Source organism: Paenibacillus alginolyticus DSM 5050 = NBRC 15375, from assembly GCF_000422905.1.
GTDB lineage: Bacteria > Bacillota > Bacilli > Paenibacillales > NBRC-103111 > Paenibacillus_E > Paenibacillus_E alginolyticus.
Genome location: NZ_AUGY01000065.1, coordinates 1 through 16,651, shown reverse-complemented (window position 1 = coordinate 16,651; position 16,651 = coordinate 1). Strand labels below are relative to the sequence as shown.

Genomic DNA, 16,651 nt, shown 5'->3' with positions numbered 1-16,651 from the left:
GGTAAAGTTTAAGTATGAAGTTCTCATTACACAGCTTCATGATCGCAAATTAGTAACGAATGTAACTGGTGTTACAAATGCACCCTTTACGCCGCAAGAAGGCGATACGGTGCTTCAACGAAGTTTAATAAAGATAAAATAGTTTCTCCAAATTAGCTAAAATGATACTTCATAAACGGGCAGACTGCGGCAGCAGCTGCTCTTTTTATTTGTAATATTTTACTTTTGCTTCGTGCACAAGGTAAGATAAACGAAACAAGCAAAGAAATGAGATGATTTCAGATGGAGAAAATAATTAAAGTGTTAGCTATTTCGGGAAGTCTACGTCAAAAGTCATCTAATACTGCACTTATGCACGAGATTATCGGTTTAGCCCGCGAAAATATAAACTTTACTATTTATAACGGTTTGGGTGATCTACCGCATTTCAACCCTGATCTTGACGTCGATGACGGACCAGAAACAGTCCTAGATCTGCGCACACAACTTAACGAAGCGGATGCCGTTCTTATATGCACACCCGAGTATGGGAACGGAGTACCTGGGGTTTTGAAAAATGCACTGGACTGGTTAGTATCATCAGGTCAGTTTATGAATAAACCGACAGCGGTCGTCACCGCATCTCCTACTCCTATGGGCGGTGACAAGGCACATGATTCAATTCTGCTAACGCTGAACATGATCAATGCCAAAATTGCTGAAGGTGGAACCATGATGATCCCCCACATTAACTTAAAACTTAATAAAGAGGGCGTCCTTACGGATGCTTTAACCGAGGCAGGTTTAAGATCCCTGCTTGAAAGTCTTGTAAAGGCTTCTTCATAAGTAAGATTCGCCTACATATTATATAAAGAACCTCCATCTCCCACTTTGTTAGTGGAACTGGAGGTTCTTTTGTGTAATATTTGGGACATTCTCTATCATGCGAACACTTATGAGACAGCCCCTCTTTAGCCGTATGTGCTACTTGAACCATCCCTTTTCTTTAAAACGCATAATAGCCTCAATACGATTGCTTACATTGAGTTTATCAAGGATTACGGAAATGTAGTTGCGGACGGTTCCCGTTGTTATATACATTTGGTCGGCGATTTCCTTCGTATTCTTACCGTCGGCGATAAGGATCAGCACTTCCTTTTCCCGCTCGGTCAATGGATTTTCTTCCCCATAAGCATCATCCACTAACTCTGAGGCATAAATGCGCCGGCCGGCCATGATACTGCGAATCGAAGTAGCGAGCTCTTCACTCGGGCTATCTTTCAACAAATAACCGTTGGCGCCTGCCTTCACTGCCCTTTCAAAATATCCGGAACGAGCAAACGTAGTCAGTATCATCACCTTGCAGCCAAACCCTTTGAGTTCCTCAGCCGCGTCTAATCCGCTCTTGACCGGCATCTCAATGTCCATGATACAAATATCTGGCTTATGAAGATGAACCAGCCTCACAGCATCCTCGCCATTGCTTGCTGTACCAACGACCTGCATATCTTCTTCCAAATCCAGCAAGGAAGCTAGTGCGCCAAGCAGCATTCGTTGGTCTTCAGCAATTACAATTCGAATCATATCCCCGCCTCCCTTTCCGGTGGTTTGAAGGCATTCGGTACTTTTATGACGATCGTCGTCCCTTGATTTGAAACGATTTCCATGCATCCGTTCACAAATTCAAGCCGCTCTTTCATGCCGCGCAGTCCATTTCCAAGTAAAACAACAGATTCTTTGGCCATGCCGACCCCATTGTCCCCCACCTTGATTATCAAATCGGTTTGTGTTGGCTCAATGGAGATCGAACAAGTTGATGCGCTGCTATGTTTAATAATATTGGTAATGGCTTCCTTTAAGCACATACTCACCACATTCTCGTTCATCAAGGAGGTGTTCGTTAATTGAGGGTCCCCCTCCAAAATGAGGTCGATCTCAGCTGCTTTCAAAATCTGCTTAACGCGAAACATCTCATCTTCGAGTCTAGTACCTCGCATGGATGTAACCATTTCTCGAACTTCCTTCAATGCACTTCTAGCCGTCTGCCGGACATCATTGATTTCAATTTGTGCTTGCGTCGGGTTTTTGCTAATTAATTTTCCCGCCAAATCGCTCTTTAAACCAATTAATGAGAGCTTCTGACCAAGTGTATCGTGTAAGTCGCGGGCGATTCTCTGACGTTCTTCCAGCTTTACCAGCTCAGAAATCCGCTTATTTGCATCCTCTAGCTGTCCCTGAAGTTTATCACTTCTGTTACGGTTGTATGTGGTGACTGGTAAGAGAATTACCCCAATCACATTAATAATGACGAACGGCAGCTGCTGAATATAAACAGGGTTTTGGGATACAAATCCATAGTTGATCGTTACAATTGTACTGACTAGATGAATGGTGTACAACGTAATAAATCCAGCTCGATTTTGAATATTGCCTATAAAAAATGCTAAAAACAGCGAGAAATAAACATAACTAAACAGCAAGGTCATGGTGACTGATATCAGAATTTGTACACTCGACCAGAAGTACATAAGCCAGCCTTTTGAGACAAATGAAAGCACGTAGCAAATAAAGAATACAATAATCATGCTGGTGCCTAATACTATCTGGTACGTGGCGGAAGAACGAAATATGAAATAAAACGGGAGGATGTAAAAGACTACCCATACATAAGGACTAAGACCTGTTTTTTTGTGAAAAATTTGATGCCACTTTTGCATGGTCCCTTTACCCTCTTTTTCTTCGCCGTTGATTTCATTCTATTTTAACATAAACATATGCGGACAAGATTATTTTCCTTATATGACCGATTTACGGACTTTTAAGTTGTTCCCCAAAGAATCCTGCTTATCTTGGTCAGGTAACAATTGTTTTTTATTTTTATAACCGACAAACGTTTTGTTCTGCTCGTCCCAAAGACGGAAACGTAACGATTGCAGACTCGTGCTAATAGTAATCGTCGTTGCTTTTTGCAGCGGAGGAGTTGCATTATGCGCCTTCTCCAAGTTATAATTTGGCACTTTCGGACTCAAATGATGCACATGATGAAAACCAATATTTCCAGTAATCCATTGCAAAAGCTTAGGCAGCTTATAATAAGAGCTTCCATCTACCGCGGCTTTCACATAACTCCACTCATCTTCGTTCTCAAAGTAGGAATCCTCAAACTGATGCTGTACATAGAACAGCCAAATTCCCAGCAAACCGGCTACGAAAACAAGCGGAACTTGAATCATAACAAACGACTGCCATCCAATTGCGGAGCACATAAATGCATATAAACCGATGATTGAAGCATTTGTCATGTAAGTACTGATTCTTTCCTTACGCTTCGCACCTTTTGTATTAAAACGGTTCGTAAATAGGAATAAAAAGATAGGGCCAAGTCCAAACATAATAAATGGATTTCGATATAATCGATAGGCAATTCTGCGCAATAAAGGAGAGGCTGCATATTCGTCGACCGTTAGAACCCACATATCACCTGTGCCGCGTTTCTCAAGGTTACTGCTCGTTGCATGATGAATCGAATGACTGTTCTTCCATTGTTGGTACGGAAAAAGCGTAAGAATACCCGTTATCGTACCGATGATTTCGTTAGCTCGGCGGCTTTTGAAGAACGATTGATGACAGCAATCATGGAAAATGATAAAAGTCCGTATAACAAACCCGGAAGCAATGAACGTAATCGGCAGCGTTATCCAATAAGATACCGAAAGGCTTAGATATGCAGCATACCACAGCAGCAATAAAGGTCCTAAGGTGTTGAGCAGCTGTTTAACACTTGCCTTCGTATTTGATTTTTCATAAGGGGCAACCTGTTTTTTTAAATGGGATAACGTAGATTGGGTCATTGTTTAGTTCCTCCTCGGGTAGTTGAAGCTGGTCATGTTGTCGAACGTAAGTCGCAATATCCTATCTTCATTATAGATATCGCTTTCAATTTGTTGTAGTCATAAACGTCAAGTAGGAAGTATGACAAATGTCATGTCCAAACATCAAAAAAAGTGCCGCTACTCCATAAATAACGAAAATAGCAGCACTTTTCATATGGATTGATGAACTTACGACATCCTTACTTTAGACGTTGACCCGCCGATAGCTTATCTACTGCCTTCTCTATGCGGGCGACCCTTGTTACAGCTTTCTTAGCGCTTTCAATCCAATCACAGTATTCCTTACGACTGGAATAAGACATTTGTTCAAAGTAATGACGAGCTTCATCGTTCCCTCTCCCTAATCTTCTAATTTACTCATTAAAAGTCTGACTTTCGAATCGGTATCCGAACCAGGAGAAGGGGTATACACACTGCATCTTAAATCGGTGCGCCCTTGTACTTGAAGCGTGGTCAAATCGAACAGCATCTTTCCCACTTTGGCATGCCTAAATTCAATGAACACTTCAGGCGCTGAACTCACATCACTTTGGTTCCAAAAAGTTTTAAAATCCTGGCTCTGCTTACTCATCTGCTCAATAAACTCACTGTACCAGTTATCACCTACATATTGCCCATAATAAGATCGAAACATCGCCAAGAATCCCTTTACAAAATCATGCCAATTGACAGCCAGAGCTTTCAATTCTTTCCGTGTAAAAAGCAGCCATATCATGTTTCTTTGCTCTTCAGGAATCATCGCAAAATCTAGGAATATGGCTGCGGCAGCTTGGTTCCATCCAACAATATTACATCGGCGATCTGAAATAATGGTGGGACAATCGTGTAGCTCTGTCAGGATTCTACTTAACGCGGGGCTGACCGATGGTATCTTATCTACAAATGTGGTCGGCGCCGGCTGCGCAAGTGCCAGCATGAAGAGATACTGCCGCTCATCCTCATTAAGCTGCAAAGCCAATGCGATACTGTCCAGCACTTGCACGGACATTTTGATATCTCTTCCCTGCTCTAACCAGGTGTACCAGGTCGTACTGACACCGGCAATTGCCGCCACTTCTTCTCTACGTAAGCCAGGTGTTCGTCTACGACTCCCGCCAAGTACTCCAGCGTCACTGGGTTTAATTCTGGCACGATGAGTTGTTAAAAATTCGGACAACGCCTGCAACCGTTCCTTTGTATTCACGCCACATCCTCCTACGCATTTATCATAGAAGCTATTATACCAGTATAAACCATAACTTGTAATAGGATAAAGAGTGTGACAATCTAAGGGTAAGCAAATGATTAGGAGGAATTTCAAATGAAACGTGTAGTTGTTACGGGTATGGGTGTCATTACACCAATTGGGAATCAGGTGGATATGTTCTGGGGGAATCTTACGGATGGTAAATCAGGTATTAGCAAAATAGATCATATGGATGTAACAGACTATAAAACCAACTTCGCTGGTGTGGTTCGCCATTTCGATGCAGAAGCAGCCGTTGGTCGGCGAGACGTACGCCGGATGGATCGATACTGCCAATTTGCAGTTGCCGCGGCCAAGCAGGCTCTTGATGATGCAGCATTCGTCATTGATTCCACGAATGAAGAACGAATCGGTGTCTATATTGGCTCAGGAATTGGCGGCATTCAGACGATTCTGGACAATTATCGGACGCTACTGACCCGCGGTCCAGGCCGTGTAAGTCCGACCGTTGTCCCTATGATGATCGCCAATATGGCGGCGGCTCAAGTCAGTATCTTGTTCGGCGCCAAGGGGCCATCGTTAGCTCCAGTGACCGCTTGCGCCACAGGAAATAACGCCATTGGCGAAGCTTTCAAGCTTATCCAGCGCGGAGGCGCAGACGCCGTCATTGCCGGCGGCGCCGAAGCGACGGTCACCGACCTCGCGCTGGCGGGCTTCGGCAATGCGACGGCGCTGTCGACGCGCTGTGACGCGCCGGAGCAGGCTAGCCGCCCGTTCGACGCGGAGCGGGACGGCTTCGTCGCCGCCGAAGGCGCCGGCGTGCTCGTGCTGGAGTCGCTCGAGCATGCCGAGCGCCGGGGGGCGCGGATCCATGCCGAGCTCGTCGGCTATGGATCCACCTCGGACGCCTACCACATCGTGGCGACCGATCCTGAAGGCTCGGGGGCTTACAGAGCCATGCGCGAAGCGGTCACCGACGCCGGGATCGCCGCAGCGGAGATCGACACGATCAACGCGCACGCGACGAGCACGATCGCTGGCGATCTCTCCGAGACGCTGGCCATCAAGCGGCTGCTTGGCCGCGGTGCGTATGATGTGCCGATCAGCGCAAACAAGTCTATGCTCGGCCATATGCTCGGCGCAGCTGGCGGTGTAGAAGCCGTCGCACTGATCAAAACCTTGCAGGACGGCCTCATCCCTCCGACCATTAATCTTGAACATCCAGATCCTCAGTGCGATCTTGATTATGTTCCACTCGTTGCAAGACGAGCTGAACTTCGATATGGCTTGTCCAGCTCATTCGGATTTGGCGGGCATAACGCCGTCCTCATTTTCAAAAAATATGAATAATCGATCCCTTCCTTCTACTCTCTAACCAAATAAACCTAATCCGTTCAGCAAAGCTGTATGGATTAGGTTTATTCTATGAATGGTTCAGGAAGTCTAATTCCAGAACCATTTCTCATAAATATAGTAGCTGCAAAATGCAATGAAAGCGAGGGCTATACTGAGCCACCCTGTAATAAGGGCACCTTTTTTTTCTTTGATCATATTAGACTTCACATAGATTCTAACATCGAAACATAAAATGAAGATCCCAGAAATTAGTAATAACAAAACCGTGTAATAATTAAATGTAATCATTGTCCAACCCCTTCTCACCTGAGCCGCGGTCGTAAACTCATAGCATGGAACCAAGCTTTAACGCATTATTTGGTTTTCGTGCCAATTCGTCGGATATTGATTTGTAAGTTTACCTCAACGGACATGTCACGGTACATTTCTTCCCACTTCTGCTTACTTTTAATTTCCCTATTCCAATAGGAAGGATGATAAGCACGCACGTCTTCCCCGAAACCGAAGATGTCGCAACCGTCCTTTTGGGTCTGGTGAATTAATTTTTCGAAACCTATTTTCCCGTCCTTTTCTATGGATTGTTCTAATTTTTTAATGGTTTCCTTCGTTATCGTCAAATTTTCATCCGATTTCTCCCGTAAATCTCCTTCTACTTGACTCACAACTTTGGCATGAATTTTACCGTTTATGATCTCCGTAGTAATTTTCGCTTTCCGATTGGTAGATTGAAATATGACAGAGGTTTCTGATCCTGGTATATGTGTGATGACGCTATATCCTCCAGGATTGATTTGCTTCATTGCCATAAAGTGACCGATTTGTAGTGGTGTCGTGATTCCCTCCATTTTATCACCTTTAAAATAAGCCAATCCGGCGATTTCAATGTTAGATTCTTTCTTCAAATCCAGGTAAGGGAGAGACCCTTCCTGTCCTTTAGCAGAGCTAGCGCTATAGAAAACACCTAAGAAATTATTGGGAAGTTTGCCCATTTCCTTGGCATGATCAAGCGTAGCCACAAGATATAAAGTGGGAACTCGCTCCAATTGGGGAGTGGCTCTCATGATATCAGAAGCTTTCCCTTTGGACACAACCATCCAAACTGTTCTTCTTACCTGGGGCTGACGACGGAAGAAATCTTTCTCATTTTCGATCCCCTTCCTTGCCATCACTTCGGACACGACGATGACACGCAAATGACCGAAGAATAAGCGATCTGCCAATTGCTGCTGCAGATTCATCAAGGAATCGTTGATGGTACTCCCAACGCTGCTCAGCACCCAGACTGGATTCTGCCCAGACGGACCACCTCCGGTACCACCTGTACCCAAAGGAATGCGTCCCGGAACGGCAATTTGTACGGTGATTCGTATTAATCCTTTTTTCGATTTTGGATCTTTAAGGATTTGTGTGGCATTGCTGCTTTCATTCGCTTCTTGCGGTTTGGCTTCATCGATGGCAATGGCTAAAACAACGGCTCGATCTTCGATTTCTAAACGATCCCAGCATCCCGTAAGCATTGGTAAAAGGAATAGAAAAACAAGAAACCGGTTAATCCGTTTTCGCCACACGTTGATCACCCCGACTCTCCTTCTTTTTCTTGCGAATGAGGTCTACGACCAGTAAAACCAATGGATAGAAGACCGTGATGACCAGTCCCCAACGACCAACAATTTGAATAATGCCATACATCTGAAGCAGGTTTTGGGGAAACATGGCAATGACATAAATGAACGGAATGAGAAAAAATGAAAACATTTTATGATCGCGCAGCCGTAACAGTTGGCTTAAAAAGTGGATGGCTAAATAATAGGACGACAATAATGTCGTGAACACCGCTGTAACCCAAACAGCTAGAAAGGCACCATCCAACCGCTCTAGGATATTAGCTGGCAGCGACGTGGTTTTTGCTAATTCCAAGGTGGGCCATACTAAATTTTTAATTTCCTCGGCTCCAAATACGCCAACCGTAGCAACTACGATGAGTAAGTAAAGTCCACCTGAAATCAACATTCCGATAAAGCTTGCAATCATCGCTCGCTCCGGCCTACGCATAACAGGAATCACAATGGTCATGACAAAGGATCCCTGAAACAAGGCAGCCATAGTAAGCGTTCCCGCTACCCATCCATGATGTTCATTTCCCCATACCGGCAATAAATTAACCAACTGCGCATTTTTTAGTGAGAGAACCACGATCAATACTAGAGGAAACACAATGAGCGGGAAATAAAAATGATGGAAATAAGTAAAAGTGGTCATGTCAGAACGCGAAGAGAGGGCTGCTAACAACAGCATCACAATAACAGTCACTTCTAGAGGCGTTTTCGATAAAACGGAAGTGACAACGACTTCCCCGAATTCTCGCGAAGCCAGTGCTGTAAGCTGAGAAAAAAAAGCGATGATCAGGACACTAAACACCCGAGCAGTCCATTTGCCTATCAATTCCTCGCTATATTCAATAATCGATTTAGTCGGGTAGCGCATGCCGAGTAAGGTAATTATCCAAAGTCCTATTAAGCCGATTAGGATACCTAATACGGTTACGAGTGGAGCCCCAGATTCGGCAGCTCTGACAGCAAAAAGCGATAGTGCTAAAACACCAACTCCAATAATCGTGCTAATTAGAATTATCGCTGCTTGAATTACCGTCACTTGACGAGGATACTCCATCTTCTATGTCCCTCCTTAAATTCCCTACTTTCAATGGATCTAAAGTATTGCTTGGCGGATGCTTCATTTCTTTCGTTTTCATTCCCAGACGAGTATCATTCGGCGTATGCAAGAGTGCCGGTCTCTTTGGCATGGACCAGAGCGGCAGCCTTGCTATAGTATCCTTCATCCCTTGGAAATTCCCTGGGACAATCGGACTCAAGTAAGGCACCCCGAACGATTTTAATGAGAGCATATGGTTGGCGATCAGGATGAGCCCGATCATCACGCCGTACAAGCCAAACATACCAGCCAAAATCACAAGTGGAAAGCGCAGCATCCTTAACGCCAGCGCTGCGTTGTACGCCGGTGTGGCAAAAGAACCGATCGTTGTTAAAGCGATGATGACGACCGTAATCGGACTAATGAATCCAGCAGCAACCGCGGCCTGTCCGACGACTAGCACACCAACAATGGATAGCGCTCCCCCAACCTGCTGCGGCAGACGCAGAGTCGCTTCCCTCAGCACCTCCATGGAAATCTCCATAATCAGAACTTCAATAAGAGATGGAAAAGGCACTCCGGCTCTCCCTCCCGCAACAGCCACGGCAAACTCTGTTGGGATGAGCTCCGGATTAAACGAAATCAAGGCTACATATAACGAGGGGAATATCAAGGAGAAAACAAGGGCTACGAGTCGTGCTAGCCGAATAAAGCTGACCAGTAGAAATCGTTCCGAGTAATCTTCAACCGTTTGGTAAAACTGACTGAACACAGTCGGCAATATAAGGGCAAAGGGGGAACCGTCAACCAACAGGATAACCCTGCCCTCTAGTAGATTGGCAACAGCTTTATCCGGGCGTTCCGTATTTTGAATCTGCGGGAACGGGGATAGATGGTTGTCCTCAATAAACTGTTCCAAGTATCCAACATCAAGAATGCCATCTATATCTATCAACGCTAGCCGTCTGAACACCTCTTCAACAAGTTGGGGATTGACAATCCCATCAACGTAACAGACAGCCACTTTAGATTTGGTTACACGCCCTATCCGAATCGTTTTTACACGTAGATCTGGTGTCGGGAGGCGATAGCGAAGCAGCGAAAGGTTCGTACCCAACATTTCGATGAATCCTTCCCGTGCTCCGCGGATGACCTGCTCCGTTTCAGGTTGAGTAATCGACCGCTTGTCCACATTTCGTGTGCTGAATAGCAGCGCTTCGTCTAACCCTTCCACGACAAGAACCGTTTCTCCTTGTACAATGGCTTGGATCAACTCTTCTAAATGTTTTTCCGATCTCCCTTCACAGGCATACAATGTATCTCCAAATAATACATCCTTTAAGGGCCGGCTTACCTTCGCTTTCCCCTGCTTGTTAGGTGACGATAACATCAGCGGTTTTAAAATATGCTCGTTCAAATACTGCTTCTCAATTAAGTCTGAGAAATACAAGAGTACAGCCGGGTACTGATCAAATATACGAAACCGGTGCATAACGAAATCGTCATTTTCACCAAGTATCTTATTCATAAATGAAATCGTCTCTTCAAGAAGTGGAGTGATTTTCCTTTCTTCATTTTCATCCAAAACCTGATGGGCAGGCGGCTCCTTTGGCGGAATCATGCGAGGTTGCTGGCTTTGAGATACTCTTGTAGACCTGCGTCTATACCATTGCCACATAGCCACGTTAACATCGCCTCCTTGAAAACAGTTCCAGATGTTGTAGTCTTCTTGATTCCCATTCATTTCGTTCTCCGTATTTTTATCCATTTTCCCAATAATATACATTGATATCGGTAATCTGTTCTAAAGCGCCTTTCCTAGCTTAACTCCAAAGAGGAAGTTTCCACAGATATATCGAATAACTGTATGGTAATTTATCTCCGGAATGGCGAAGGGAGTACTATGCTCTATATCAAAGAAGTTCTGCTGCAACTACTGTTCGCCCTAGTTCCCTTTGTTCTATATAACATCTACTATCGTAATAAAACAGCAAATTATTCCAAACAGTTTATCACTATTACGTGTATGATTTGCCTATTTATGTCCATGACCTTCCATTCTAGCGTACTGAACGGAATCATTTTTGACATTCGTTACGTGATCATGTTTTTCGGAATGGTGTTCGGCGGCATGACTACTGGACTTATACTGCTTGTTGAATTTTTATCGTACCGCATTCTGATAGGCGGTAAAGGTCTATTTTCAGCGATGATTATTCTAGTCATTACATTCAACTTATCGGTCCTGTTATCCATCCTTTATCGCCGACGCGCCAAGTACCGAAAATTGATAACTTTCCTAGCTGGTTTAAGCTTTTCCGTAATCCCTATTTGTGTTTTGTTTGTAATTGAACCTAAATATGTAGTTGAGCATTTAACTTTTAATTTCCTAGCTTTGCCCATACAAAATTCCTTGGGTATTTGGTTACTGATTTCCCTTTTCAATAAGGCTGTTTCGGATAAGCAGCTATTCCATAAATATCTCCAAAACGAAAAAGTTGAAACCATCGCTCACGTTGCCGCCTCCCTTGCCCATGAAGTACGCAACCCACTAACAGCCGTAATGGGCTTCTTGAAATTAATTCGTAATGAGGCGATCTCGAAAGAAAAGACCAACTATTATATTGATATTTGTGTGGAAGAAATGAAGCGGACAGAAGTCATTCTTTCCGAATACTTATCCATAGCTAAACCTAGTACGCCAATTTATGAACAAATGGATCTTGTGCCACAATTGAACTCCGTAATAGATATCATGACACCATATGCTAACATGAATAACGTCGCATTAGAGGTCCACAATGAAGGGCAACAACTTTATATCTCTGCGAATCCTAATGAAATCAAACAACTTCTCATTAACTTTATAAAAAATGCCATCGAGGCTTGCTCTTGTATCTCGAAAGGAAAAGTCATCATTCGCATGGCCCCCGAATCCCGGATCAGTGCAAAGATAACCATACACGATAACGGGGTTGGCATGAGTAATGAGCAGCTAGAGCGGCTTGGCACCATTTATTTTTCAACGAAAAGCAAAGGTACAGGAGTAGGACTAACCTTATCCTATCAATTAATCCGTTCGATGAACGGAGCTATCCATGTTCGAAGTACATTAGGAAAAGGAACAGAATTCGTGATCTCGCTGCCTTTAACCAACTGAATATTCGCTTTAAGATTCAATGTAAGTTGGATATACATCGAGATAAATAAAAAAGACACCTGAGAAGGTGTCTTTTTTATTTCCAATCTACACTAATCAAAAAAACGACGAGATGGCCAAGTTCCCTGCAGCTTGCGAATGAACATGATCTGACCCGTGTGATAAGCGTCATGCAGGATGAGGCTATTCACCCATCGGCCAACGGATAGAGTTCGATTAGGGTAAATGTGTTCGAATTCCCCCTCTTCCCAGCGTGCGATGTGATCACGAATTCCTTGATGAACGGATTGCAAACGGCTCAAGGTTTCTTGCCAATCCTTAGTCGACATGGACTGCACGGCGAACGTATCGTCATTGGTCAAATCCTCAGGATAGTCGGATTCTTCACCCGTCATTCTTTTCAATAATCGTTCTTTATAAAAAATTAGATGATGGACATTTTCCCAGATCGTGTTGACGTGTTCACCCGCAGGCCGCCAATTGGCTTGCTCTGCAGACAGTTCTTTCAATGCATCCGTAAGTGGCGGATACCAGTCTTCCTTCTCATAACAGCTATCCCATCCGTGAAGCAGCAGCTCGACTTTGTTCATTTCATATCCTCCTTAGAACTCACACTTGTAACGACTTAAACACATTTAACAAGTTACACATGTAATTTAACATGGAATATTATGGAGGTCAAGTAACTAGTAAAATTAAGTTTAAGGTGTTACAATATTTTAAAAAAAGAGCGGAGTTACCTTCTATGCTTTGGGATGATTTCTTGAATAGCTTACATCATGATTGGCGTGGAGACGGAGCCATCGATGATCGCCTTGATCAACCGGAATGGTTGGATCAGTGGGTTGAGAATCACCAGCTTTCCGTTAACCATCGTCCCTCGCCTAGCGAATTAAATGCCCTGAAGCAGTTAAGAACGCTTCTCCATCGGATAGTAACAGACTTCGTAAACCATTCCTCGCCAAGTGAGGAAGATATAGAAGCCCTCAACAAAGTCATGGCTGACGGGGCCGTTATTCGACAACTTGCAAGAAATAGTGAACATTATCAATTGAATTTGTATCCAATTGGCCATCAATGGTCCCATATCCAGGCTGAGATTGCATCCTCTATGGCACAAATAATAGCTGAGGGTGAACCATCTCGGATACGCATTTGCGACAATCCTAACTGCTTATGGGTTTATTATGACGATACTCGCAACCGCTCTAAAAGATACTGTGATGACAAGCTGTGCGGTAACTTAATGAAAGTACGACGATTCCGAGCACGTCAAAAAGCAGCTGCCGACTTGCCCAAACATGATCATTAACGACAATTGCTTTTTTTCTGAAAGTTTAATGATTGGTGTAAGTAACGGCTTGCTGAATCCTCATGTTCTCGGGTATCATCTTGCACTCAATTCTGATAGGGGATGCGTCAACATCCTCCAGCTTTCAGGTACATCTTCACTTTTATTGACATAAACGGTTTTCAAATACGTAGACACTCTGTTAACTTGACCTTCAATTAATATCTCTCGTATTTCAGACGCCTTGGTAGGAACTAAGTTATTCCATACGATCTTGAATTCGTCCAAAGGCAGAAACATATCCAAGCTTTTCTTATAGGAACAACGAGTAGGAAATCGCGGCGAGCTACCTGAATCGTATTTAGATAGCTTTACTGTAGAATAATGATCGGATAACAATGCGTGCGCGTCAAATTCCAAAACAGCAAATTCTTCATCCGGTTCTCTTCGTGCATAAGTGTCCATCATTTTCTTACAATCCCTTAAGGTAGGCCAAAAAAACACGTGCCTGTCCAAACATGCCCGAAATTGTTCCTGTGTGGTTGACGTATCGATCATGCTGTTAGCTATCCTCAGATGAGCATTTAGAGTTATCGAATATTCATGATAGCTTACTTTCTCGGGCTTTAAACGACGATCACCCGTGAAGACGGGAGATATTTTATAACTGGCTAATAGCTGATCGAAATGAGCAATAGCCGGTAAATTCCTTACCCTAGTAAAATGGAATAAGTGCTTTCTGCCTTTTGCTTTTGTAATTGTAGTTACAACAGCATCTTTCATTGTTTTGCTCCTCTAACTTCTCTATGATGTTAGCCCCGTCTTTTACGAATTAGAAGCCTTAACCGGTTAACGGTCAAGGCTTCATGTTATTTTTGCCCGGAATCAGAAGGTTCGTCCGTTATTTTGACTTTCCCCTCTGCAAGCTGGTGTATGCCATCACTCGTCCCCGCTGCATACACATCTGACATTTGTTCTTGCGTAAGTGAATTGCCTTCTAATTTTTTGTCATAAGAATCTTTATCCTTTTTCACAGCACTCACCTCCATTTTTCTTAACTGCTTACTTTGCGTCAAAGTCATTTACCTTCTATATCCAATTTAGTTTGTTCTTTCGTTCTGAAACTATTCAAGTATTTATGCTATACGCGGAAAGTCAATAAATGGTTTTCAGTTCCCCAGCAGCTCATAGATGGCTCAGTAATTTTGCGACGAATTTGGGATTAAATACTTCAAAGAGCTCGTCCATTACACTTAAATAGACAAGCCCATTGCCTTCAAGTTTTGGAGAATTCCCTAAGGGTACGGTTCTTTTTATTAATTGAGCATACAGCTCTCGTTCTGTGAGATTACGCTCAAAGCTTGCATTCACAAGTACTTTTATCAACGCCATGGCTCCAGCTACATGAGGAGTAGCCATTGAGGTCCCGCTTAATGTCGCATAGGTTCCATTTAAATAGGTTGATAAAATTTTCTCTCCAGGGCCCACTAGATCAACTTCATTGTTCGAATTAGAAAAATTGGAAGAGTGCCTCTCCAAGTCAATTGCACCTACACTAATGACTTCGTTATAGCATCCAGGGTAGTCAAACTCATCTGTTGAATCAACGCCATCGCCTTCATTACCTGCTGCACAAATCACCAAAATGTTAGCGGCTACGGCTTTTTGAATGGCTTCGTGTAACGCAGGCAGATTTTCTGGACCGCCAAGGGACATGGAGATGATATCCGCTTTTTGTTCGACCGCAAAGTTAATGCCATTAATTATCCAATCATATTGACCAGAACCATGTTTATCCAGAACCTTAATAATAAGCAGATTAGCCTCAGGAGCTACACCGACAACACCATTATTGTTTTTGGTCGCAGCGATTGTCCCGGCAACATGCGTGCCATGACCATTGTAATCCATGTACGCATCCGTCTTGCCGCCATCATCATTCGTAAAATTAATACCACCGACGATACGTTCTTTTAAATCAGGGTGAGTGATATCACAGCCGGTATCCAGTATGGCAACCGTTATTCCCTTCCCTTTGGTTTGATCCCAGATTTTGGGGGCTTGAATCATTTCCACCCCTGTTGGAATTTCATTGACCTGTTCAATCTTCTCAAGAACTTGAAACGGAATCACATGCACTTGTCGCTCCATTTTAATTACCTCCTAATTAGGATTAAAATAATAAGCTCGATTCATTCAAATTTGATGTTGATCGACGGGTTATCTCTATGCTATTATTTGAGGGAACATTTTTAACTTATCGTTGTAAGTTGCTAAAAAAAACAAGAGTGCTACCAACACTCCTGTTTTTTAGATACATTGGCTTTTAGGACCTCCTGGGGCTAATGGTTCATACACACCTACCTGATCGTTTAGCGGCGAAGGGGTAGGTTTTTTAGTGTATTCTAACAATAATTAAGGCTATAAAAGTTAACAATGCCAAGAGGAAACTCCCAAATTGTAGAATCAACTTTATCATTTCATCTGGTTTCACCTTTACCCTCCTCCTTTCTGACGAAAGGGAGATCCGGGTGGCCTAGTATCTAACAAAAGCGTCAACAAAGAGTCATTTTGGACAGAAAAAGCCTACCCTCATTTGACAGCTGGCTGGCATAGTTTCCCTTAGCCCCTCTAGCTTTGCGTCACCGCCTTTAAACGGTTTTGCCATTATCGTGGGTAGACTTCTATATACTGTAAATCTATTATATGCCTTATTTTTATATAAGAATATAGGGAGTTAGACACATTATGGATTGTACGTGCACATAACAAATTTGTCGAACTTAATCAAGAAATGCACCGGATCACAGAAAATCGTCATTTGACTATATAAGTTGAACTAAAGGAATTCATTCCCATGCCGTTGAAATAAAGATACAAAATCTAAAAACGACGGTGGACATATGGAATCGACACAAGCATTTATAGAGATTGAAGCTTTGATGAAAAAAGAGAAAGATCGGCGCATGTTTGAGAGGTATCAAGCCATTTATCTGCAGTTGAAAGGTAAGAATGCTCTAGAGATTTCAGAGATCATCGGCAGAACGGAACGAACCGTCTATAAATATATGCGTGCCTATCGTGAGGCTGGAATAGCCGGACTGCAAATGAATTATTCAACTGGAGCCCCTGAG

Annotated in this window: 19 protein-coding genes and 1 riboswitch; of the genes, 5 read left to right on the top strand and 14 right to left on the bottom strand. The window is 43.4% G+C overall.

Annotation, left to right across the window (positions count from 1 at the left end; translation table 11 throughout):
* The first annotated feature begins 282 nt into the window (after positions 1-282).
* Positions 283-825: an NADPH-dependent FMN reductase gene (locus tag G519_RS0125525; protein WP_029197104.1), complete on the top strand. Its 543-nt coding sequence runs from the start codon at positions 283-285 to the stop codon at positions 823-825.
* Positions 826-963: 138 nt separating this feature from the next.
* On the opposite strand, the gene G519_RS0125520 is transcribed toward G519_RS0125525, so the two are convergent.
* From G519_RS0125520 to G519_RS0125500, 5 genes are all read right to left on the bottom strand, one after another.
* A complete protein-coding gene (locus G519_RS0125520) occupies positions 964-1,563 on the bottom strand; it encodes a response regulator transcription factor (protein ID WP_029197103.1) in 600 nt (199 codons plus the stop codon).
* Entirely contained in the window at positions 1,560-2,696 is a 1,137-nt protein-coding gene (locus tag G519_RS0125515; RefSeq protein ID WP_029197102.1) for a sensor histidine kinase, read from the bottom strand. The genes G519_RS0125520 and G519_RS0125515 overlap by 4 nt, the downstream gene beginning before the upstream one ends.
* 78 nt (positions 2,697-2,774) lie before the next feature.
* A complete protein-coding gene (desA, locus tag G519_RS0125510; protein ID WP_029197101.1) occupies positions 2,775-3,830 on the bottom strand; it encodes a Delta(5) desaturase DesA in 1,056 nt (351 codons plus the stop codon).
* A gap of 221 nt (positions 3,831-4,051) precedes the next feature.
* A complete protein-coding gene (locus G519_RS53690; protein WP_369073745.1) occupies positions 4,052-4,225 on the bottom strand; it encodes a YdeI/OmpD-associated family protein in 174 nt (57 codons plus the stop codon).
* The gene (locus G519_RS0125500) at positions 4,213-5,055 is read right to left on the bottom strand and encodes a helix-turn-helix transcriptional regulator (protein ID WP_029197100.1); all 843 of its coding nucleotides are present in this window, start codon (positions 5,053-5,055) and stop codon (positions 4,213-4,215) included. Before G519_RS0125500 ends, G519_RS53690 begins: the two co-directional genes overlap by 13 nt.
* 117 nt (positions 5,056-5,172) lie before the next feature.
* Here G519_RS0125500 and fabF point away from each other — a divergent pair, with 117 nt between their 5' ends.
* Positions 5,173-6,408, top strand: a complete 1,236-nt coding sequence (gene fabF / locus G519_RS0125495; RefSeq protein ID WP_029197099.1) for a beta-ketoacyl-ACP synthase II — start codon at positions 5,173-5,175, stop codon at positions 6,406-6,408.
* A gap of 93 nt (positions 6,409-6,501) precedes the next feature.
* On the opposite strand, the gene G519_RS53685 is transcribed toward fabF, so the two are convergent.
* The 4 genes from G519_RS53685 to G519_RS0125475 all read right to left on the bottom strand — a co-directional run bounded on the left by G519_RS53685 (position 6,502) and on the right by G519_RS0125475 (position 10,744).
* Entirely contained in the window at positions 6,502-6,702 is a 201-nt protein-coding gene (locus G519_RS53685; protein WP_029197098.1) for a CLC_0170 family protein, read from the bottom strand.
* A 65-nt stretch (positions 6,703-6,767) separates the two neighbouring features.
* Entirely contained in the window at positions 6,768-7,991 is a 1,224-nt protein-coding gene (locus G519_RS0125485) for a Ger(x)C family spore germination protein (RefSeq protein WP_029197097.1), read from the bottom strand.
* Positions 7,963-9,084 (bottom strand): GerAB/ArcD/ProY family transporter, encoded by a 1,122-nt coding sequence (locus tag G519_RS0125480; protein ID WP_029197096.1) that lies wholly within the window; start codon positions 9,082-9,084, stop codon positions 7,963-7,965. The genes G519_RS0125485 and G519_RS0125480 overlap by 29 nt, the downstream gene beginning before the upstream one ends.
* On the bottom strand, positions 9,032-10,744 hold the full coding sequence (locus G519_RS0125475; RefSeq protein WP_036633757.1) for a spore germination protein: 1,713 nt from the start codon (positions 10,742-10,744) through the stop codon (positions 9,032-9,034). Before G519_RS0125475 ends, G519_RS0125480 begins: the two co-directional genes overlap by 53 nt.
* 225 nt (positions 10,745-10,969) lie before the next feature.
* On the opposite strand from G519_RS0125475, the gene G519_RS0125470 reads away from it, so the two are divergent.
* Entirely contained in the window at positions 10,970-12,226 is a 1,257-nt protein-coding gene (locus G519_RS0125470) for a sensor histidine kinase (RefSeq protein WP_029197094.1), read from the top strand.
* A 92-nt stretch (positions 12,227-12,318) separates the two neighbouring features.
* Here the strand turns inward: G519_RS0125470 and G519_RS0125465 are convergent, their stop codons facing one another.
* Positions 12,319-12,816, bottom strand: a complete 498-nt coding sequence (locus G519_RS0125465) for a DinB family protein (RefSeq protein WP_029197093.1) — start codon at positions 12,814-12,816, stop codon at positions 12,319-12,321.
* A gap of 155 nt (positions 12,817-12,971) precedes the next feature.
* Between G519_RS0125465 and G519_RS0125460 the strand changes: the two genes are divergently transcribed.
* Positions 12,972-13,538, top strand: a complete 567-nt coding sequence (locus G519_RS0125460; RefSeq protein WP_029197092.1) for a CGNR zinc finger domain-containing protein — start codon at positions 12,972-12,974, stop codon at positions 13,536-13,538.
* Positions 13,539-13,613: 75 nt separating this feature from the next.
* Here G519_RS0125460 and G519_RS0125455 read toward each other — a convergent pair whose 3' ends face one another.
* The 4 genes from G519_RS0125455 to G519_RS53680 form a co-directional block, all read right to left on the bottom strand.
* A complete protein-coding gene (locus tag G519_RS0125455) occupies positions 13,614-14,300 on the bottom strand; it encodes a DUF7002 family protein (protein WP_029197091.1) in 687 nt (228 codons plus the stop codon).
* Positions 14,301-14,386: 86 nt separating this feature from the next.
* Positions 14,387-14,551 carry a DUF4025 domain-containing protein gene (locus tag G519_RS0125450; RefSeq protein WP_161632957.1) on the bottom strand — a complete coding sequence of 55 codons (165 nt, stop codon included), beginning with the start codon at positions 14,549-14,551 and terminating at the stop codon, positions 14,387-14,389.
* A gap of 151 nt (positions 14,552-14,702) precedes the next feature.
* Positions 14,703-15,668, bottom strand: a complete 966-nt coding sequence (locus tag G519_RS0125445) for a S8 family peptidase (protein WP_029197089.1) — start codon at positions 15,666-15,668, stop codon at positions 14,703-14,705.
* Between the two features lie 244 nt (positions 15,669-15,912).
* Positions 15,913-15,996, bottom strand: a complete 84-nt coding sequence (locus G519_RS53680; protein ID WP_367618672.1) for a putative holin-like toxin — start codon at positions 15,994-15,996, stop codon at positions 15,913-15,915.
* A gap of 116 nt (positions 15,997-16,112) precedes the next feature.
* A riboswitch (cyclic di-GMP riboswitch) is annotated at positions 16,113-16,193 on the bottom strand.
* A gap of 227 nt (positions 16,194-16,420) precedes the next feature.
* On the opposite strand from G519_RS53680, the gene G519_RS0125435 reads away from it, so the two are divergent.
* Positions 16,421-16,651 (top strand): helix-turn-helix domain-containing protein (locus G519_RS0125435; RefSeq protein ID WP_036633755.1); only part of this gene is annotated, 231 nt, incomplete at its 3' end.